Source organism: Nitrosomonas sp. Nm84 (assembly GCF_003201565.1).
Lineage (GTDB): Bacteria > Pseudomonadota > Gammaproteobacteria > Burkholderiales > Nitrosomonadaceae > Nitrosomonas.
Window position 1 is genome coordinate 150,237 of the sequence record NZ_QJJP01000004.1, and the last position, 21,344, is coordinate 171,580.

Sequence of the window (21,344 nt, forward strand, 5' to 3'; positions counted from 1 at the left end):
TCCTTTTAAGTAATAATATATGAACTCTTTTGATGACATTGCAATTACCCGTGCCTTACTTGCACGATCTTGTCTAATACCCTCAAAACCGTCCGACGCGGCGCACCAATATTCAACCGCATAAACCCGCTGCCTTCCGTGCCGAATAGCGTGCCGGGGCTCATGCCGACATCAGCTCTACCGACGAAGAATTGCTTCAGTTGTGCATCGGTCATGTTCATTGCGCGGCAATCCAGCCAGAGCAGATACGTGCCTTCGGTTTGGATGACCTTGATTTCCGGCAGATGTTGAGCCAAGAATGTTGCAACGCTGTCACGCGTGTCGCGAAGGTAAATCAGCAATGCTTCCAGCCAGGTTTCGCCTTCGCGGTAGGCGGCTTCGAAGGCGGTAATGCTGAATGGATTGGAGGCGCTGACGTGCAGCGTGTTGAATACTTGTGTCATGGCGTTGCGGGTGGATTTGTCGGGAATGATCAGTGCGGATAGATTCAATCCGGGAATGTTGAATGTTTTACTGGGGGCGACGGCGGTGATGATATTGGCGGCGTGTCCCGGGAAAGCACCCAGTGCGTAGTGCCGGTTGCCGGGGTAGATCAAATCGGCATGAATTTCATCGGAGAAAATGATCAGGTCATGTTTTTCGGCGATTTCCAGTAAGCGTTCCATTTCGGACGGCTGCCAGACCCGGCCGACCGGATTATGCGGAGAACACAGCAATAACAAGTGTGCATCCTTGGCGCATTGTTCCAGGTGGTCAAAGTCGATGGTGTAGCGGCCATTCTCCAAGTGCAGCGGATTCCGGATCAGTTCTCTGCCGGTTTCGGTAACGGCGGAGAAAAACGGAAAATACACCGGTGGTTGGACGATGACGGCTTCACCCGGCTGCGTGAATGCCATGACTGCGGCATTAATCGACGGTACTACGCCGGGGCACATGACAATCCAGTCGCGTTGGATGGTCCAGTCGTGACGGCGTTGCATCCAGTCGATCAGCGCTTGATACAAACTATCCGGGAAAAGCGTGTAGCCGTAAATCGGATGCGCGGCGCGTTCAATCAATGCCCGGGTGACCGCGGGTGGTGCGGCAAAATCCATGTCCGCCACCCATACCGGGATGACGTCACTTTTGCCGAACATGGCTTGTCGCCCGTCGTATTTGACACTACTGCTGCCTTCGCGGTTGATTTCCTGGTCAAAATCGAAACCACCACTCAAGAAATTTTCTCCCAGATGGTCACTTCCGACAACGTGTGCTGGAATTTGCGCTTGGTTTCACGAATAACAAAAGGCACGGCCTGCGGACCTTGAATCAGGCGGAAATGCTTGCCCAGGATTTCTTTCAAGCCGTCCAGCGTGGTGAAATTCTCGCCATCGCGTTTGAATCCGCCGATCCAGGCTTCTTTTTTGGTGTGCTCGGTCAACCAAGTGTACGGCGATGTGATCATCAGCAGGCCACCGGTGTTGATGCGCGTGTGTATATTGTTGAGCAGCTTGGCCGGATCGTATAGGCGGTCGATCAGATTGGCGGCGAGAATCAGGTCGTAGCCGGTGAAAATGGATTTTAGGTTGCATGCATCACCCTGGTAAAACTCGACTTTATGCTTGACATGATCCAGTCCCAGATTGGATAGCGTGCGTTCCTTGTAGGAAACCAGTTCACCTTCATCGATCAATGTATAGCGCAGAACGCCTTGTTGCACCAGTTGCACGCCCTGACCGATGAAACGCGCGGAAAAATCAACACCCGTGACATGATCGAAAACGCGCGCCAGTTCAAAAGTGGAACGACCGGATGCGCAGCCCAAGTCCAGCGCGGCACGCGCAGGCCGGCTACCCATCGCCGCGATGGCGATTTCCGCCAGCGCTTTGGAGAAATTGGGTACGTCAAAATAGCTGTTGCCATAATGAAATTCGGCATATTCCGACAGCAATTTGTCGGTTTCATAGTTGGAACTCGGTTGCGTCGCTGGTGCATCCGAAACCACATAGCGGAAGCCCGCATGCTGAAAGAAATGGCGACGGAACGCATAGCGTGCGCTGTGCAGCGATTCGTTGCCGCAAGCAATCCATGAGCCGCCCTTGATCAGATTGTGCTGGCTGTCAAACGTTGGTGTGGTGAAATCGTCGTACAGCGGATGCACATCAAAGCCCGCAAACGGATAGGTGGGTGTTTCAGTCCATTGCCAGACATTACCGACAATATCGAAAAACTCGCCGTGTGCAAATTCGGTGACCGGACAACTGGAAGCGTAGTAATCCAGGTGCAGATTACTGGAAGTTCTCGCATCCATGGGTACTTCGGACAAGTGCGCGACATCGTAGAGGCGATACCATTCGTCTTCAGTCGGCAATCTCACCGGCTGTTTGGTGATCGTGGCTTTCCAATTGCAAAATGCTTTTGCCTCGTGATAATTGACTTCAACCGGCCAGTCCCAAGGCATCGAGATTTCTTCAGTCATGAGCCGAAGATACCACGCATCGCCTTTTTTTATCCAGAATGTCGGGTGTTCCGCGTGGGTGAATTGCTGCCAGGAGCGGCCCTCTCCCTGCCAGTAAGCTTCGTTGCGATAGCCATTGATTTCGACGAAAGGCAGAAATTCCTGGTTGCTGACCAGATATTTGCTGGCCTGAAAAGCGGCGATATTCGCCGTGTGCGATCCGTATTCGTTATCCCAACCGTAATGCTGTTGATCGGTTTTGCTTTTGCCGATGGCGATGGTGCCTGCCGCAACAGCAACCAATTCATTGTGCGGCGCCATGCCTGATTTGTGGCATGGTTGCCAATCCGCATGCGATTGCACGAATTCAAGTTTATGCTGGCGGATCAATACCGACGACGTTTCCAAGTGGATACGTTCGTGCTCGATGCCCATCAAAATCGGCCACCAGGGGCTTTCCCAGGTAATCGGCAAGGTTAGAGGCAGCGTCGTGATCAGTTGGTCGACCAGATTGCGCATGGTTTTGCGATAAGCGCGTACTTCTTCCACGCTGGGCCAGTCGTAGTGCGTGCTGTCGAGGTCGTCCCAGCTCATTTCATCGACGCCGACAGCAAAAATGGATTCCAGTCTGGGATTGATGCGTTCGGAAATGATCCCGGCCAGAATCAGCTTGTTGACAAAAAATGTGGCCGTATGCCCCAAATAAAAAATGAGCGGATGACGCAGTGTAATCGGTTTTTTATAGTAGGCATCATCATTACGCAACGTTTCAAAAAGCTGCTCATAACGGTTCAACGTGGTGTGAAAGTAACTGCGGATTTCTTCACGTTTTACATCGATATCGCTACCGTCAAGTAATGGTGTTCTTTGAAATAAAGGTTGTGACATAACTTAATTTTTAATGGGTTATTCAGTTTTCTGACCGGTATTATACCGCTTCAAATTTTTCAGATTCTACCCAATCTGGGTAAGGGTCATTTTTTCTTGCAGGATTGGCGCTTAACAGCTTGCTGAAAAAACACGGCAATGTAACAGGTGGCTTGTTCTGAGGTAAAGTAAGAGATGATAAGAGTAAATATTAGGGATTTAGTTTAACCTAAAAACTTCAGTTGATCGCTCAGGTAGATATTGAGTGTTATGAAATTGATGAGCTTATAAATAATCCGTCACTATCACTCTTCTCGTTGGGTGAGTGTGCTACGAGACGAGTTGCATGGTTTTCAGGACACATTGCGGCGTTGCAACTTCTTGAAATGGAATGATCATTTCGCGTTGTTGCGCCTTGCTCTGCATCCTAAGAACCACGCACTTTGTCTCGTTCAACTGAGGTTTCTAGATTTAATAAATACGTATTTAACTGCAAAAAACAGCTGAAAATGAATGAAGTTGCCTTGGTTTTGGTATGCAAAAGACCCGCTCCTGGTATCGGTAAGCAGCGCTTGGCAGCCAATCTGGGTATCGAGATTGCGCAACAGGTTGCTCATGCATTACTGGCGTGTGCGCTGGAAGACGCTAATGATTGGCATGGTCCGGTGGTGATTGCGCCCGCCAGCGTGGACGATACGGAATGGGCACGCACTTTGTCAGTACCGATGACTACACCGCTGATCGTTGTGCCGCAGGTGGCGGGTAATCTGGGGCAACGGCTGAATGCGCTGGATCAGACATTGCGCGCGCAAGGTATGGCGCAACTGGTATTTATTGGCAGCGATGCGCCGGGATTGACTGCTTTAGACTATGTGGCGACTTGCACAGCATTGCAGGATAACGATGTGGTACTGATTCCGGCGCAAGACGGCGGTGTCGTGCTGATGGCCAGCCGCTGTGCATGGCCGGATTTGTCTCTTTTGCCATGGAGCAGCGACCAGTTGGGTGCTGCGTTGATGCATGTATGCTGTGCTGCAGGGCGGTCGATAGCAACGCTGGCGCAAGGTTATGATGTTGATGAAGTGGCTGATCTGGTGAAATTAGTTACCTTGCTGCAACAGGATCAACGGTCGGCACGTCGTGCGTTGCTTGAATTAACTAACACGATTATTGCTACGATGAGAATCTCTCATGCCTAGGTTTAGCATCATTATTCCTTGCTACCGCGATGAAGAAAAACTGGCGTGTTTGCTTGCACAACTGCAGCAATTTTCGCCTATGCCGTGCGAGATGATCGTAGTGGATGCTGCCGACAGTGCGCGTTGTGCGGAGATTTGTGTGCAATTTCAAGCGCATCGGATCGTCAGCGAACCTTGCCGTGGACAGCAGTTGCGGGTCGGGGCAGCGCAAGCAACGGGCGATATACTGTGGTTTTTGCATGCCGATGCGCAATTATCCATGGATGCGTTGACGGCGATGGCGAACGCTATTCAACACGGCGCCATCGGTGGTTATTTTCGTTTCCGTTTTGCCAAACCGTGTGCTTGGCCGGCATGGATTCTGGAGCCGATGATTGCGTTGCGATGCCGTTTCGGCGTGCCGTATGGCGATCAAGGAATTTTTATAAAGCGCTTGGTTTATCATCAAGCGGGCGGGCATGCGCCGTGGCCATTGTTTGAGGAAGTACCCTTGGTCCATGCGGTGCGTCGATTGGGCAAATTTTTGCCGCTGTCCGAGCCGATTTTTGTCGATTCGCGCCGCTGGCAGCGCGACGGCTGGTGGCGGCGCACGTGGCACAATCGCATGCTGGCTTTGCGTTTTATGTGTGGAGCCGCGCCGCAAAAATTGGCTGCACGTTATCATTCTAAAAATGGCGCTTGAATGACATAATGATGCAAATCATCCAATGCGAAGGAATACCATGCAAGAGATTGTTCAAAAATATTATGGCGAAACATTGACCGGCAGTCAGGATTTGCAGACCAATGCATGTTGCACGGATGCGGGCTTGCCGCATTTTGTCAAACCGTTGCTGGCGCGGGTACACGCCGAAGTGCAGACACGCTATTACGGTTGCGGCCTGGTTTTGCCCGAATTATTGGAAGGACTGACTATTCTGGATCTGGGCTGCGGGGCAGGGCGTGATGTGTATGTGCTGTCGCAATTAGTCGGGGAGAAAGGGCAGGTGATTGGGGTGGACATGACGGAAGAGCAGTTGGCGGTGGCGCGTCAGCATGAAAAATATCACCACAAAGCATTTGGTTACAAACGCAGCAATGTGTGCTTCCTGCATGGCTACATTGAGCGCCTGCACGAACTTGAGTTGGCAGATGCCAGCGTGGACTTGATCGTATCCAATTGCGTCATCAATCTGGCGCTGGACAAGGCAGCGGTACTGCGCGAAGCGTTTCGTGTGCTGAAACCCGGCGGGGAATTGTATTTTTCCGATGTGTACAGTGACCGGCGTATTCCAGCGGCGTTGACGCACGATGCAGTACTGTATAGCGAATGCTTGAGTGGCGCGCTATATTGGAATGATTTTCTGCAATTGTCACGAAAACATGGGTTCACCGATCCGCGTCTGGTGGAGGACCGTCCGATTGACATCGGTAACCCGGAATTGGCGGAGAAAACCGGCAATATCCGCTTTTATTCGGCGACCTATCGCTTGTTCAAATTGCACGATCTGGAACTGGCTTGTGAAGATCATGGGCAATCGGTGGTATATCGCGGCAGCATCCCGCACCATCGCCATGCATTCCGGTTGGATAAGCATCATTTTATTGAAACCGGCAAGCAATTTCCGGTATGCGGCAACACCTGGCGTATGTTGCATGACACGCGGTTTATCCAGCATTTTGATTTTTACGGAAACTTTGATCAGCATTTCGGCATTTTCCCGGGTTGTGGCATGGGCATTCCATTTAATGACGATGCCGCCGCGGGTGAGCAAAAAAGCGAGTGTTGCTAGGATGAATACCAGTGCTGCACCCATACCCAGTGAACAGCATACGCGTTCCAAAATGTGGTATGTCACGCCCGATAACAAGCCGCGCGGTTTCATTCGCTCCCATGCGTTGGAAGAAGTGTGGTTGCATACCGGCACCGCATGTAATCTGGCGTGTCCTTTTTGTCTGGAAGGTTCCAAGCCCGGTGATGATCGTCTGCAATTGATGCGTTTTGACGACGCCAAGCCATTTATTGACGAAGCACTGGCACTGGGTGTCAGGCAGTTTTCCTTTACCGGTGGCGAGCCTTTTATTAACAAAGACATGGTGCGCATTCTGGATTATGCATTGCAGCATCGACCATGCATGGTGCTGACCAACGCCACGACACCGTTGCTCAAACGCGCATTGCAGTTAGAACCACTGCGTGAGCGGCCATATGCAGTGCATTTTCGCGTCAGCCTGGATCACTTTCTGGCGGATGAGCATGACAAAAGCCGGGGTGAGGGCATGTTTGCAATGGCGTTGGACGGCTTATGCACATTGCATGACATGGGATTTAGCGTATCGGTGGCCAATCAGGCCATTCCAGGTCTATCCGCAAATCAAGTGACCAAGTGCTTCGCGCAAGTTTTTCGCGGCGCAGGCTTGCCGGAGAATCTGCCACGCATCGAGTTTCCTGAGTTCCACCCACCCGGCGCGGCAGTCGCTGCACCGCAGATTACGCAAAGTTGCATGGTGGATTATCAGACTGAATCGACCCGTCGGGAATTTATGTGCGCATTCAGCCGCATGGTTGTGAAAAGCAATGGGCAATGCAAGGTTTACGCATGTACTTTGGTGGATGATGACGCGGATTACGCACTCGGCGCGACGCTTGCCGAAAGTTTGCAGGTATCGGTCAGCATGAAGCACCATCGCTGCTATAGCTGTTTTCGTTATGGTGCTTCGTGCAGTGAAATGAAACGATAGGGAGCAAGCATGAAAAACCGTTGGTGGGTACTGATTTTGCTCGGCCTGCTGATCGGGGTGTTTTATGGTTTCGATTGGGGGCGATTTTTCACGCTGACAGCGCTCAAAGATCAGCGTGAAGCACTGCAACAGGCGTATCAAGCGCGGCCGTTTTTCGTGCTTGGTATTTATTCAGCGGCGTATATCGTCATGGCGGCATTATTATTGCCCGTTGCAGTGCTCATGACATTGACCGCTGGCGCTATGTTCGGGTTATGGGTCGGCGTACCGGTGGCACTGGCTTCAGCAACGATTGGCGCCACACTGGCTTTCTGGATGGCACGTTATGTGTTGCGTGATGCCGTGCAGCGCCGTTTTGGCGAACGCTTGGAAGTTATCAACAAAGGCCTGGAACGCGATGGCGTTTTTTATTTGTTCACCTTACGCCTGGCACCCATTTTTCCATTCTTTCTGATCAATGCGCTGATGGGATTGACCACCCTGCGCAGTACGACTTATTTCTGGGGCAGTCTGGTTGGCATGTTCGCAGGAACGGTTGTGTATGTGAACGCAGGTACGCAATTGGCGGCGATTACGCAGTTGTCCGATGTCATGTCTGCGGCAATGATTGTTTCTTTTGTCTTGTTGGCATTTTTTCCGTGGTTGGCGCGTTGGGGTGTTGAATTGGTTAAAACGCGGCGACTTTATGCACGCTGGCCAAAACCCACTCACTTTGATCGAAATCTGATCGTGATCGGTGCCGGTGCGGCCGGATTAGTGAGTGCGTATATTGCTGCAGCCACCCGAGCCAAGGTGACGTTGATTGAGCGCCACAAAATGGGCGGCGATTGCCTCAATTACGGCTGCGTGCCATCCAAGGCGTTGATTCGTACGGCCACTTTCCTACAACAAGTGAAAAACTCCGCCTCTCTGGGCATTGCGCAGGCGAGTGTGGATTATGATTTTGCTGAGGTGATGGCGCGTGTTCAGCGGGTAGTCAAAACCGTCGAACCGCATGATTCGATAGCACGGTACACGCAATTGGGCGTCGAAGTGCTGCAAGGGCAAGCAACCATTACTTCGCCGTGGTCGGTGGAAGTCAATGGGCGAATACTGACGACACGTGCCATCGTCATCGCTACCGGTGCACGTCCGATCGTGCCGAATATTCCTGGATTGGAAGCGGTGCGGTATTACACCTCTGATACCATCTGGTCACTGACCGAGCGGCCGCAGCGCCTGATTGTATTGGGTGGCGGGCCGATTGGTTGCGAACTGGCGCAAGCGTTTGCTCGCTTGGATTGCCAGGTGACACAGGTGGTGCGCAGTGATTGTTTGCCGCATGAGGATGCAGATGCGGTGGATTTGGTTAAAGCCGCATTACAAGCCGATGGCGTCAAAATACTGACGCAAACCGACGTGCTGCGCTGCGAAACTGAAGACAACGCACAGTATTTAATTGTGCGCGGCAAGGATGGTGAAGAAATGAGGCAGCAGTTTGATGCGTTGTTATGCGCTGTTGGCCGGATGCCGCGCACGGAAGGTTTTGGATTAGAGCAATTGGGTATTCCGGTATCGAACCAGCATACCATCGAAACCAATGCTTGGTTACAAACTATTTATCCCAATATTCTTGCTTGCGGCGATGTCGCCGGCCCCTATCAGTTCACGCATACGGCTGGACATCAGGCCTGGTATGCTGCGGTCAATGCGCTGTTTGGCGAATTCAAACGTTTCAAGGTGGATTATTCGGTGATTCCGCGGGCGACATTCACCGATCCAGAAGTCGCGCGGGTAGGGCTGTCGGAAAATGAAGCGAAAGCGCGCGGCATTGCCTTTGAAGTGACGCGTTTTGATCTTAAAGATCTGGATCGTGCGATTGCCGATGAAGCTGCACAAGGTTTTGTCAAGGTATTGACCGTGCCCGGCAAGGATCGCATGCTGGGTGTCAGCATCGTCGGCGCACACGCCAGCGATTTGTTGGCGGAATTTGTACTGGCGATGAAACATGGCTTGGGCTTGAACAAAATCTTGAGTACCATCCATACCTATCCGACCTGGTCAGAAGCCAATAAATATGCAGCAGGTGAATGGAAGCGTGCACATGCCCCGCAGTGGCTGCTGAGATGGGTGGAGAGGTATCATACGAAACGCCGAGGAAAAACGGGGGACAGGACTGATTAGCGTTTGGATTGCGAGATCAAATCTGAATGACTACCGTTCAATGTGTCCCGGCGTACCGTACAAGTTATCAGTTTCAAGTTAAGCTGATGTTCTATTGAATTTAATGTGAGGTTTTTTCCATGTTCATGCGATCAATCAATCCCGCCACAGGTAAAATCCTACGATCTTTTCCGATATGGCGAGCCGATGAAGTCAATACCGCATTGAGCCGGGTAGCATCCGCACAGCCCGATTGGGCGGCACTCAGTTTTGCGCAGAGAGCGCAGTTGATGCGCAACCTTGCGCAGATATTTCGCCAGCGCAGCGAGGATTATGCCAATCTGATCACTGACGAGATGGGAAAATTATTAAAAGAGGCGAGGGCGGAAATAGAAAAATGTGCAATCGGTTGCGAGCACTACGCAGCATATGCGCAATCGTATCTTAGCGATGAAGTCATTGCATCCGATGCCAGCCGCAGCCTGGTTGTTTATCAACCTTTGGGCACAGTGCTGTGCATCATGCCGTGGAACTTTCCTTTTTGGCAATTAATTCGCGCTGCAGCGCCAGCGATGATGGCGGGCAATACCGTGGTACTGAAGCATGCGTCCAATGTTCCCCGTTGTGCCTTGGCACTGGAAGATGCGTTTCGTCAGGCAGGGTTCCCGGCGAATACATTTCGTACCCTGATGATCAGTGCTGACCAGACCGAAGCTGTCATCGCCGATAAACGGATTGCAGCCGTTACTTTGACCGGTAGCAGCACGGCGGGGCGAAAAGTGGCTGCTATCGCCGGACAGCACTTGAAGAAATGTGTGCTTGAGTTGGGTGGATCGGATCCTTTTATCGTGCTTGACGACGCCGACATCGAATTGACAGCCAAACAGGCACTATTCGCTCGATTTCAAAATATGGGACAAAGCTGTATTGCTGCGAAACGCTTCATTCTCGTGAATAGTATCGCCGATTCATTTGTGGAATGTTTTAAAGCCTTGGTAAGCGAGCTATGCTACGGCGATCCCAAAAGCGACTCTACCGGTATTGCGCCTATGGCACGTGCGGATTTGCGCAATGAGCTGCATGTCCAAGTTGAGCGCAGCGTGGCATTGGGAGCGGAGCTTGTGATTGGAGGCGCCATTATGGGAACGCAAGGTGCCTATTACGTGCCTACGATTCTGGATCATGTGCAACCGGGTATGCCAGCCTTTGATGAAGAATTGTTTGGTCCTGTGGCTGCAATAGTGCGGGTAAACAATGCAGAAGAAGCGATTGAATTAGCCAATTGTACTCAGTTTGGCCTGGGGGGCAGTGTATGGACGCGCGATGTGGTGCGCGGCGAAGTATTGGCGCGACAAATTCATGCAGGTTGCACATTCGTCAATGGCATTGTGAAAAGTGATCCACGTCTGCCATTTGGGGGAATTAAAGATTCAGGGTATGGTAGGGAATTGTCCTATCACGGTATTCGTGAATTTGTGAATGTCAAGACAGTGTGGGTTAAAAGAGCTTAAGGCCAAGTCTCGCAACGGCAACCAATCCTCATTCGATATCCATACCTTCTAACATCAGACGCAAATTGCGTTCGTTATAAATAGTACAAACAAACTACTAGGAATATGTATTAATGTACTAATAAAAAAGGAATAATTTCCTATAGATATGTAAGATTAGCTCGCCTAAAATGCACACATCGGCAGTTAAAAAATAAATAACTACCGTTTGACACAAGTAAGCTTGAATATGTACTAAGGATTCAACGAAGCTTGCCGAAATCAATGAAGCCTATCTCACAAATAGGCGATTATTAACTTTTATAGCAGAGGAAAGAATCATGGAAAAATTAGTACAAACAGTCAAACAATTCTGGAATGATGAATCAGGTGCGACCGCTGTTGAATATGGCATGATGGTCGCGCTGATTGCCGCGGTCATCGTTATTGCAGTTAAAGATTTAGGTGGCTATATAAATACAGCGTTCGGATTGATCAATACCCAATTGCAGTAACTTCTAGCTTGAGATTAGCTATAGTTTTATAGACGCAAGAGACCATTAGACTCTAAATAATGGTCTCTTGCATTTTAATGAGGGATTTAATGATGATTCTGACAACAAGCGCTCTGATATCAATGCTTTTGATTGCATGCTGGCAGGATTTTCATGATTACCGCATTAAAAACAAGCTGTTTATTTTAGGTGCCTTATTGGGTATCGCATTGAATACATTCTTTTCCCTGGAAACGGGATTCTTGGATTCTGTAATTGGGCTGAGTTTTGGATTACTGCTGCTGCTGCCACTTTATCTGCTACGCATCATGGGTGCCGGGGATGTCAAACTTATGGCGATGGTTGGGGCATTTGTAGGGCAAAGTGATATTCTTTGGGTGGTTCTCTATACATTGATTGCAGGTGGATTACTTGCGTTGATTTTTTCATTGTGGCAGGGCGCTTTGCGTAGATTGATTGACAATGTCGCACTCATGTTCTTATTGGTATTGTCGACGCCAAAATCTGAATTACTTAAAGGCAGTTCTTCATTTTCTGTTGAAGCGTCCCAATCTGTCGGAAAATTGCCTTACGCCATTGCGATAACAACTGGAACCGGAGTTTTTCTGGCCCTGAAACACTTGCAATAAAGATTCAAGGCAGTAAAGGTACTCCCCCGGGATTCTACAAATTGCAGATTCAAATTCGCTGAATCACATTCCAGATCTCTTGTTGCCAAATGAAAGCTTTGCGCGACACTGCACTTATTTTCTGCTGTTCATTGATTATTTCTTATCTACGTATATCCAGAGAAAAAAATATCAGCCTTATAACCTGCTTATCCTGATGCGCCAAAAACACAAAGCCCAATTACTCCCTATATTATCAAGTACAAATTGTTTCACTAAAGTCCATTGAGCAGAATTGACCCCAAATTGACGCTCTCTTCCTGAAATCATCCTGCCTTACTATTTACTACAATTAGGCCATCAAATGCAGATGGTTTGATTGAACCTGGAAATTAAAAAGATTCGGCAGCTTTAACAAATTAAGGCTATCAATAATGTTGTTGGAAGAATGATTCAAAAGATTATACAAATTTTAGGATTGTAAAAATGAAAAACACCAGAGCACTTTTGATGATTTTGGTTTCACTGTTGCTAGGACTAGCCGCCGTGACAGTCGCTGGCAAATGGATCAACGAGCAAACGCGAGTTGATGCATCCACCGTATTTGTCGCGGCCCGTGACATTGATGCCGGTACGCGGTTGACGCCCGACATGCTGAAGAAAACTGACTGGCCACGCGGCAGTATACCTGTTGGCACATTCCAGGATATCGAATCGCTGCAGAATCGGGTACTCAAATCGCATCTGGTTCTGGGAGAGCCTGTTTTGGAATCCAAATTAGCACCCATTGGCACTTCTGGCGGTTTATCTGGCGTGATAGCTGAGGGTAAACGAGCCATTACAGTGCGCGTAAATGATGTCATTGGTGTGGCTGGTTTTGCGTTACCTGGCAATCTAGTGGATATACTGGTTAGCGCCAAGGATGAGAACCAGAAACCATTTTCGAAGTTGGTGCTGGAGCAAATTCCAGTCCTCGCCATCGCACAGGATGTGGGGCGTGATGATACCAAGCCTAAGGTAGTCACGGCCGTGACTTTAGAGGTATCGCCTGAACAAGCAGAAACTCTCGATCTTGCCCGTAGTATCGGCACACTTTCTTTGGCATTGCGCAACCAAGTCGATGGCCAACATACCGATACCCACGGAAGACGTATTTCTGATTTGCTCAAGCAACCCGTACCAGCCCCGACGGTAGCATCGGCTGAACAAAAAATTATTTACCGCTCCAGAGAACCACATTATGAATCCATTGCGGTTATCCGCGGAACCAATAAAACCGAAACCAAATTAACAGAAGGACGAGGCAAATGAAAGAACTGTTCATTAAAGACTGTTCGACAGCGGTCATCAGAAGTCATTTCTATTTCCTCCTGTCGCTGGGCTTGATTTCATTGATGGTGTTGCAGCCGCACGCAAATGCGCAAACTACCACACCACTCAAAACTGTGGCGATGCAAACAGAACAAAGAATGCTGCCTGATCAATTTCTATCGCAGACAGATGCGGCCAAATTAGATGTCACATTGGGCAAGTCAACGTTGTTGAAATTGCCCAATGCCATTAAACGAATCTCAGTTGGCAGCCCCAGTGTCGCTGATGTCATGTTGATCAATCCGCAAGAAGTCTATATTTTAGGCAAGATTGTGGGCATGACCAACATCACGCTTTGGACCAAAGACGGCAAATCGACCGTCATTGACGTCACTGTGTTAATGGATATTTCCGCTCTGAAGCACCAAATACAGATCATTATGCCCGATGAGAAAGATATTCAGATCACTGCGGCCGGTGACTCACTGGTTGTGTCAGGTATGATCTCGAATACCTTAAAAGCAGACCGAGTTATCGCCTTAGCCGAAGCATTTATGCGCACATCAGTCCTCAATATGATGATGAATGTTCAAGGGGGAAGTGACCAATCCACTACTGGAGCGCAAGCAAGCGGCGGTGGAATGGGCGGAATGCAAGCTATGCAGACACTGAGACAAGGCTCGCAACATGATGAAAAATCTAAAGGTGCAGGTTCAGGTCTTGGTAATTTTAAAGTCATTAACTTGCTAGGTGTTCGAGACAACCAACAGGTCATGCTGGAAGTAAAAGTTGCTGAAGTGAATCGAACGGAAGCTGAAAAACTGGGCTTTGATTTTCAAGGTGCTTTAAGAAAATCAGGAAGCGCTTGGACTCAGATTATGGGAGGCTTGATCGGCGGTAGCCCAGCAAGTCTGTTGCTCGGAAAAAATCCGGTCGCCACAGGTTTACCATTCGCTGCCAGTGAAGGTGGTGCTTTCTTGATTGACGCTGAGAAAAAAGACAACGTCATAAAAATCCTTGCTGAGCCCAATATTGTTGCGATTAGTGGGCAGGAAGCCAGCTTTTTGGTCGGTGGCGAAATTATGATCCCCGTTACTTCAGGCGTAGGTGGCGCTGTCAGACTACAATCCAAGCAGTTTGGTGTCGGATTGGTTTTCCTTCCTACAGTTTTAGAAGAAGGTCGTATCAACTTAAGAGTCAATCCAGAAGTTTCCGAATTGGTATCATTTCAACAGGTAGCTTCCACAGGCTTGGGTGCCATTGTGGCTGTGCCAACTTTCAAAACACGCCGTATTTCAACCACTGTCCAATTGCGGGATGGTCAATCATTGGCGATCGGAGGATTACTACAGGATAACTTCAAAGAACAAATCAAACGCTTTCCGATGTTGGGAGAAGTACCGGTACTGGGCTCTCTATTCAGTAGCAGTGATTATCTGATGGATAAAACGGAGTTGATGATCATCGTGACACCACGTCTGGTACAGCCATTGCAACCGGATCATGGCGCACCAACCGATGCATTTATACGGCCAGGACGCGGAGAGTTTCTACTGCAAGGAAGATTGGAACGCGAAAATGATCCTTCAGATAAGAAAGATGCATCTCAGCAAATGATTGAGCAACCTAGAACCTCACCAGGCGCTGTTGAACCAAGTGGATTTCAAATGAAATAAGGACAAGATTATTATGAACAAATTTTCTACCAAAACAACTTTGTGTTTGCCAATACTCATGCTGGTATTAACTGCTTGTGTTACCCATCCTCCGAAGCGGATGGATACCAGATTCGGTAATGCTGTGGGTATGGCAAAGGCTCAGCAAACGGTGAATCCTGATGCATCGCTGAATACTGCACCGGTTAGAGGGGTTGATGGTCAGGCCGGCGATGCCATGTACGATAATTACCGGGATTCCTATATCAATCGCCCAGCACCAGCTCGTGGTGCATTGGATGTGGGAACCAGTGGTGGTAGCAGAGGCGGCAGTCAGCAGTAAGAAGCTACACGTTTCCATCACATCAGCTGTTGAAGTTGACACATCACCAGAGGAATTGTTTATGCGTAGCATGAGTACTCCTAGTTTAGGAAGAAGATGGCAAGGTATGCCAAACATCAGAAAAGAGCGCGGTGCCGTTGCAATCATGGTAGCGCTATCAATGGCAGTTCTGATCGGTTTTGTTGGGCTTGCCTTGGATCTGGGCAAACTCTATGTTGCCAAAACCGAATTACAGAATAGTGCAGATGCCTGTGCTTTGGCCGCTGCGCGTGAATTAAGCGGTGCTAACACCAATCAGCTTGTACTGGCTGAAGCCGCTGGAATTACCACTGGTGAACGCCACAATGTGCTCTTCCAGGATGAACAGGTTGTCATCAGTAGCGTGACATTCAGTACAGCGCTGGCGGGAGGCTATCAATCTGCCTTTAATGGCTCAGGGGCGACCGATATGCGATTTGCACGTTGTGAAGCCAGTCGAGCAGGCATTGCCAATTGGCTTATCCAAGTGCTCAATATTCTGCCGGGTATCGACATCGGTGATCAGACCGTTGCTGCAAGTGCAGTGGCTACTCTCTCGCCATCACAGATTACCTCTTGCGCCATTCCGGTAGGCGTTTGCAGCAGTAATGTACCTGCGAGTACAGCTGTTGGGACATGGCTGACAAGTGTGCTTGGTCCCGGTAAAGGCGGTAAAAAAGGCGATCAGGCCGATCTGACAGGTAATTTCATGTGGACCGACTACACTCCGCCCGGTGGCGGTGCATCTGAACTGGCAGGGCAACTAACAGGCCCCGGTGTCTGCGATCTTCCCGCACTAGGCACTGAGGTGGGGGAAGCTGGCGTCAAATCCTCGCTCGCCGATGACTGGAACAGCCGCTTTGGCATTTACCAAGGCAGCGTTAAAGTTGGCGATGCGATACCTGATTTCAGCGGTTATGCTTACACTGAAAAAAACTGGCCTTCGAAATTTGGCGCATTCTCCGATTTTCAGAGCAAACGAGGTAGCAATGCGGCTTATCAAGGTGATACAAGTACCGGACTGAAAACAAAGGGAACTGTAGAACCTTCCTCGTATTTACAAGTGCATGGTGCAGACCGCAGATTAGCCACTGTTGCTGTCGTTGATTGCGATGGCCTACAGAAGGGCACTACCTCAGGTGTTCAAGCTTGGGCGTGTGTGCTGATGCTGCATCCAATCAATAATTCCCAGGGTGGCACAGGTACCGGCGCAGACCGGATGTACCTGGAATACCTGGGGCGGTCGAATCAGGCCAATAGCCCATGCGCTACCAACGGCGTACCTGCTGGCCCTACTGGGGTTGGTCCGATGGTTCCGGCCCTTGTGAGGTAAATAACATGTACCAGGCAAAATACATCCCAAAAAAATCTCTTGGAAACATGCAGAAAGCAATGTGTGGAGCGGTTGCTGTTGAGTTTGCGTTGTTATTGATCCCAATGCTAATGCTCGCACTAGGTGCGGCTGAGTTTGGGCGGGCGCTGTATCAGTACAACACACTCGTCAAGGCAACCCGCGATTCGGTGCGGCATCTTTCGCACTTGAATCCGACAGGTACTGGTTATTCACAAGCACAAACAGAGGCCAAATGCCTCGCGGTATACGGCAATACCGGTTGCACCGGGCAAGCCTTGGCACCTGGATTGACTACCGGTCTGGTAAGCATCAATCCCATCAATACCACGACGGCAGTAGGTACAGCGATCACGCTGGTTGAAGTTAAAATTACGGGTTATACGTTTAATTTTTTGCTGGATCCCCGCACGTTTCTAGGTGGTGGCGATACATCAATAACATTCGGTGACATTCGCGCAACGATGAGGCAATCATGAAATCTACTCAACGATTTTACCCAAGATCTTTATTGATTAATCGATCCAGTCAGCGCGGCGCTGCTGCTGTTGAATTTGCCTTGATTGCTGCACTGTTATTTACACTTTTGTTCGGCATCATGGAAATGAGTCGCGTACTTTTCTACTGGAATACGGCCACGGAAGCGACACGGCTCGGTGCTCGCTTGGCGGTCGTGTGCAATCAGGATGCAGCAGCTATCAAACAAAAAATGCAAGCGATGCTGGGTATTCTAAATACTGGCAACATTACTGTTCAGTATATCGACAAGGATGGAAATAGCTGCGATCAAGACTCATGTAGATCAATCACAGTCAGCATTTCCGGGTTGACAGTATCAACTCTAATTCCACTTGTGCCGCTGAACATCCAGATGCCGCCTTTTAGCACGACGCTGCCACGAGAGAGCATGGATAGCGCTAACCCTGATTGTGCTTGAGCTGATATGAATAAATCATCTGTATCTGTAAAGAGGAATATGAAATTGGGAATTGTAACTGTCACACAAGACCAACAATATCTGCATGATATCCGAGAATATCTTGCTAACACCGACGTATTGCATTCATTCGCTAAATAGTGGTTAACAATAGGAAGGAATAAAAGTGATTATTGCTGCTATCTCACAGAAACAACAAATTTTGGACAGTATCCGCCAACTCTTATCTGAATTTGATGCATCACATCCATTTACTCAAGGCCAGGATCAGGAAAGTTCGCATAAGATATTAACTATCAATGGTGGTATACAGCAGGTTGCTGCGGTTGCTGAACAGGAACATCCTGACTTGTTGCTGCTGGAAAGCTCCGATACTGGAACCAGTGAGCTACAGGTTTTGAGCAATGTAACGGCGCGATTTCCAAGCTTGGGTGTCATCATGTTATGCCCGACTCAATCCCCGGAGCGGTTAATTGAAGTGATGCGCGTAGGTGTTCGCGAAGCGTTACCGACACCACCGACTCGTGAATCATTGCTGGGTGCAATTAATCGGTTTCAGCAAAGGATTAAACAGGCAGGCATGCCTGTTAGAAGCGGAAAAATTCTGGCATTTATTCCTTGCAAAGGAGGAAGCGGAGCTACATTTTTAGCCACCAATCTGGCTTATACACTGGCGGCACAAAATAACCAACGAGTTGCCCTAATTGATTTTAATCTTCAGTTGGGAGATGCCTCGTTATTTCTAACTGATAGCAAGCCTCCAGCATCTATTGCTGATGTCGCCCGACAAATTCATCGGCTGGATGGGTCATTCCTGGCTTCCAGCATGATCCAGGTTCTACCTAATTTGGGTATTTTGGCAGCACCGGATGAACCGGAGAAAGCAACGGAAATAAAACCCGAGCATGTCAATCCGATGCTTCAGGTCGCAACCAAGAATTATGATTTTGTCATTCTTGATATTGGCCGGCGCATGGATGCTGTATCGATCCAGGCACTCGACAAAGCCGATATGATTTTCCCAGTGTTGCAGCAGACTTTGCCATTTATCCGTGATGCTAAGCGTCTGCTCGATGCATTTCACTCATTGGGCTACCACAAGGAAAAGTTGCGGCTTATTGTTAACCGTTATGACAAAAAAAGCGAAATTACGCTGGATGATATTCATAACACACTTAGAAATCAGGTCTTTAAATCCATTCCCAATAACTTCTCCGTAGTCGATGAATCAGTGAATCATGGTGTGCCAGTTTTCAAATTGGCTCAGCGCAGTCCAATTTCCAAAGCGATTGAGGAAATTAGCAATGAATTGAGTCAGAATTCTGAGCGCCAAGGCCGTTGGTTTAAAAAACTATTTTCTTAACACCTGTTTATGGATCATTAATTATGTCTATACGAGATCGTTTGCAACGCTGGGGAGAGACTAATACGACTGTGCCTGAACAGGTACTGATCATGGAAGAAAACACGCTGCTCGAGAAAAGCTCATATCACGAGCTTAAATCAAGGATTCATCAGAAACTACTCGATCGAGTTGATCTATCTGTGATGGAGCGGTTACCCGCAGATCGTTTGATGAATGAGATCAAAGATCTCGTTGAACAATTGCTGAATGAAGAAAAAATACCCATCAATCTGACAGAAAGAGGCGGTTTGGTTTCCGATATTCAGCATGAGATCATGGGGCTAGGACCATTAGAACCTTTGCTGGTTGATCCGACAATATCTGATATTCTGGTAAATACATACAATCAAGTTTATGTCGAGCGCCGTGGCAAGCTGGAGCTAACAGATGCGCATTTTGCCGACAACCGCCATTTGATGAGAATTATCGACCGTATCGTATCCAGAATCGGTCGCCGCGTTGATGAATCCAGCCCGATGGTCGATGCCCGCTTAGCAGATGGTTCCCGTGTCAACGCCATTATTCCGCCACTGGCCTTGGATGGCCCGCTTTTATCTATCCGGAGATTCCCATCTTCCCCTCTCAAGATGGATGACCTATTGCGCTACAAATCTCTAACGCCGGCCATGGCTGAAGTCATTGCAGGACTGGTTAAAAGCAAGTGCAATATTCTTATTTCCGGGGGAACAGGTAGCGGCAAAACCACCTTGCTGAATATCATGTCTAGCTTTATTCCAGTATCTGAAAGGGTTGTAACTATCGAGGATGCGGCGGAATTGCAGCTTCAACAGCCACATGTCGTGCGACTCGAAACACGTCCACCGAACGTCGAAGGTAAAGGTGAGGTAGCGCAACGTGCATTAGTCCGCAACAGTTTGCGCATGCGACCAGACCGGGTCATTATCGGTGAAGTGCGTGGCCCGGAAGCCATGGATATGCTGCAAGCCATGAATACAGGTCATGAAGGTTCCATGGCCACAGTGCATGCCAATACACCTAGAGATGCACTGAGCCGAATTGAAAATATGGTCAGTATGGCTGAAATGAATCTTCCTACTAAAGCTGCACGACAACAAATTAGTTCTGCAATCTGGGTCGTCGTTCAAGTTTCTCGCATGACGGATGGAAAACGCAGGCTGATTAGTATTCAGGAGATCACTGGCATGGAAGGTGACATAATTACCATGCAGGAGATTTTTACTTATAGCCAGACAGGTATAGACGAGAATGGCATTATACAAGGACAATTTCATGCGACTGGCATTCGTCCCCAATTTGCCGAGCGCTTGAAAGTATTTGGCGTCCCCTTGCGTGACGAATTGTTCGATCCAACCAGAATTTTTAAATAAAAGGGTTCTTTGCAAAAATGGACTATGCTTATTATCTGTTTATCGCATTGGCATTTATCGCAATTGTTCTATTTCTGGAAGGCCTCTACTTGACGTGGAATGCCTATAAAGGACCGGAAGCAATTCGTATCGAGAAACGGTTGCAGACAATTTCTGCCGGTTGGCAGGATTCAAGCGATCAAAATCTGATCAAACAGCGATTATTAAGTGATTCCCCGACATTAGAACGTCTGCTATTACAAATTCCGCGAATTCATAGTCTCGACCGGCTGCTGGTTCAGTCAGGCATGCAAATCAATGTAACGGGGTTTCTAGGTTACACAAGCTTAGCAGCGCTCGGCGGTTTAGCCATCGCATCGTTACTGAATCTGCATTTCACATTTTCATTACTCTGTCTGGTAATAGCAGGATCGCTCCCTGTGCTGTTGGTAATAAGCGCACGCCACAAACGCTTATTAAAAATTGAAGAACAACTACCCGATGCCATTGATTTAATGGCGCGTGCATTGAAAGCTGGCCATGCTTTTTCGGGAGCACTGCAAATGGTTGCCAGTGAAGGTGCACAGCCCATTGCGGATGAGTTTCGCATAACCTTTGAAGAAATCAACTATGGCATTTCAATGCAGGATGCACTCATGAATCTGAGTATGCGCGTGCCCAGTACCGACCTGCGCTATCTTGTTATTGCCGTGCTGATTCAACGTGAGAGTGGTGGTAATTTGGCGGAACTGCTTGAAAGCATCAGCAGCCTGATCAGAGCACGCCTGAAGTTATTAGGAACCATTCGCGTGCTGTCAGCAGAAGGACGTTTGTCGGCGTGGATCTTGGGTTGCTTACCCTTTGCATTGGCACTGGTTTTCCAGCTGGTTAATCCAGGGTACCTGAATTTATTGTTTACAGATCCATTAGGGCATTTACTGCTTGGTGGTTCATTAACCATGATGGTGATCGGAATTTTTGCCATGTGGCGTATTATCAAAATTCGGGTATAACTCT

The 21,344-nt window shown here is 48.8% G+C and carries 19 protein-coding genes; 17 read left to right on the plus strand and 2 right to left on the minus strand.

All coding sequences use genetic code 11. From position 1 onward, the window contains the following. Window positions 1-44: 44 nt before the first annotated feature. Together C8R34_RS03840 and ovoA are read right to left on the minus strand one after the other, a co-directional pair. On the minus strand, window positions 45-1,214 hold the full coding sequence (locus C8R34_RS03840) for a MalY/PatB family protein (RefSeq protein WP_110338015.1): 1,170 nt from the start codon (window positions 1,212-1,214) through the stop codon (window positions 45-47). Further along, window positions 1,211-3,325: a 5-histidylcysteine sulfoxide synthase gene (gene ovoA, locus C8R34_RS03845; RefSeq protein WP_110338017.1), complete on the minus strand. Its 2,115-nt coding sequence runs from the start codon at window positions 3,323-3,325 to the stop codon at window positions 1,211-1,213. Before ovoA ends, C8R34_RS03840 begins: the two co-directional genes overlap by 4 nt. Window positions 3,326-3,813: 488 nt before the next feature. Between ovoA and C8R34_RS03850 the strand changes: the two genes are divergently transcribed. The 17 genes from C8R34_RS03850 to C8R34_RS03930 all read left to right on the plus strand — a co-directional run bounded on the left by C8R34_RS03850 (window position 3,814) and on the right by C8R34_RS03930 (window position 21,340). Then, the gene (locus C8R34_RS03850) at window positions 3,814-4,503 is read left to right on the plus strand and encodes a DUF2064 domain-containing protein (protein WP_110338019.1); all 690 of its coding nucleotides are present in this window, start codon (window positions 3,814-3,816) and stop codon (window positions 4,501-4,503) included. Next, window positions 4,496-5,185, plus strand: a complete 690-nt coding sequence (locus C8R34_RS03855) for a TIGR04283 family arsenosugar biosynthesis glycosyltransferase (protein ID WP_110338021.1) — start codon at window positions 4,496-4,498, stop codon at window positions 5,183-5,185. The genes C8R34_RS03850 and C8R34_RS03855 overlap by 8 nt, the downstream gene beginning before the upstream one ends. Window positions 5,186-5,225: 40 nt before the next feature. After that, on the plus strand, window positions 5,226-6,275 hold the full coding sequence (locus C8R34_RS03860; protein ID WP_110338023.1) for a methyltransferase domain-containing protein: 1,050 nt from the start codon (window positions 5,226-5,228) through the stop codon (window positions 6,273-6,275). Window position 6,276: 1 nt separating this feature from the next. Further along, the gene (locus C8R34_RS03865; RefSeq protein ID WP_110338025.1) at window positions 6,277-7,224 is read left to right on the plus strand and encodes a radical SAM protein; all 948 of its coding nucleotides are present in this window, start codon (window positions 6,277-6,279) and stop codon (window positions 7,222-7,224) included. A gap of 9 nt (window positions 7,225-7,233) precedes the next feature. Beyond that, window positions 7,234-9,387 (plus strand): FAD-dependent oxidoreductase, encoded by a 2,154-nt coding sequence (locus C8R34_RS03870; RefSeq protein WP_110338027.1) that lies wholly within the window; start codon window positions 7,234-7,236, stop codon window positions 9,385-9,387. A gap of 119 nt (window positions 9,388-9,506) precedes the next feature. After that, a complete protein-coding gene (locus tag C8R34_RS03875) occupies window positions 9,507-10,877 on the plus strand; it encodes an NAD-dependent succinate-semialdehyde dehydrogenase (protein ID WP_110338029.1) in 1,371 nt (456 codons plus the stop codon). 320 nt (window positions 10,878-11,197) lie between these two features. Beyond that, window positions 11,198-11,371, plus strand: coding sequence for a Flp family type IVb pilin (locus C8R34_RS03880; protein ID WP_110338031.1), 174 nt, complete (start codon window positions 11,198-11,200; stop codon window positions 11,369-11,371). Window positions 11,372-11,460: 89 nt separating this feature from the next. Then, complete coding sequence (locus tag C8R34_RS03885) at window positions 11,461-12,000, plus strand: prepilin peptidase (protein WP_165872517.1); 540 nt, start codon at window positions 11,461-11,463, stop codon at window positions 11,998-12,000. Between the two features lie 465 nt (window positions 12,001-12,465). Then, window positions 12,466-13,290, plus strand: a complete 825-nt coding sequence (gene cpaB, locus C8R34_RS03890) for a Flp pilus assembly protein CpaB (protein ID WP_110338035.1) — start codon at window positions 12,466-12,468, stop codon at window positions 13,288-13,290. Continuing rightward, window positions 13,287-14,966: a type II and III secretion system protein family protein gene (locus C8R34_RS03895; protein WP_110338037.1), complete on the plus strand. Its 1,680-nt coding sequence runs from the start codon at window positions 13,287-13,289 to the stop codon at window positions 14,964-14,966. Before cpaB ends, C8R34_RS03895 begins: the two co-directional genes overlap by 4 nt. A 13-nt stretch (window positions 14,967-14,979) precedes the next feature. Then, on the plus strand, window positions 14,980-15,288 hold the full coding sequence (locus C8R34_RS03900) for a tRNA dimethylallyltransferase (RefSeq protein ID WP_110338039.1): 309 nt from the start codon (window positions 14,980-14,982) through the stop codon (window positions 15,286-15,288). After that, the gene (locus C8R34_RS03905; protein ID WP_258364345.1) at window positions 15,245-16,639 is read left to right on the plus strand and encodes a pilus assembly protein TadG-related protein; all 1,395 of its coding nucleotides are present in this window, start codon (window positions 15,245-15,247) and stop codon (window positions 16,637-16,639) included. The genes C8R34_RS03900 and C8R34_RS03905 overlap by 44 nt, the downstream gene beginning before the upstream one ends. 47 nt (window positions 16,640-16,686) lie before the next feature. Next, the gene (locus C8R34_RS03910; protein WP_110338043.1) at window positions 16,687-17,136 is read left to right on the plus strand and encodes a TadE/TadG family type IV pilus assembly protein; all 450 of its coding nucleotides are present in this window, start codon (window positions 16,687-16,689) and stop codon (window positions 17,134-17,136) included. After that, entirely contained in the window at window positions 17,133-17,594 is a 462-nt protein-coding gene (locus C8R34_RS03915; protein ID WP_110338045.1) for a TadE/TadG family type IV pilus assembly protein, read from the plus strand. Before C8R34_RS03910 ends, C8R34_RS03915 begins: the two co-directional genes overlap by 4 nt. A 166-nt stretch (window positions 17,595-17,760) precedes the next feature. Next, on the plus strand, window positions 17,761-18,957 hold the full coding sequence (locus tag C8R34_RS03920) for an AAA family ATPase (protein ID WP_110338047.1): 1,197 nt from the start codon (window positions 17,761-17,763) through the stop codon (window positions 18,955-18,957). Window positions 18,958-18,980: 23 nt separating this feature from the next. Next, a complete protein-coding gene (locus tag C8R34_RS03925) occupies window positions 18,981-20,348 on the plus strand; it encodes a CpaF family protein (protein WP_110338049.1) in 1,368 nt (455 codons plus the stop codon). A 17-nt stretch (window positions 20,349-20,365) separates the two neighbouring features. Then, complete coding sequence (locus C8R34_RS03930; RefSeq protein WP_110338051.1) at window positions 20,366-21,340, plus strand: type II secretion system F family protein; 975 nt, start codon at window positions 20,366-20,368, stop codon at window positions 21,338-21,340. Window positions 21,341-21,344 lie beyond the last annotated feature (4 nt).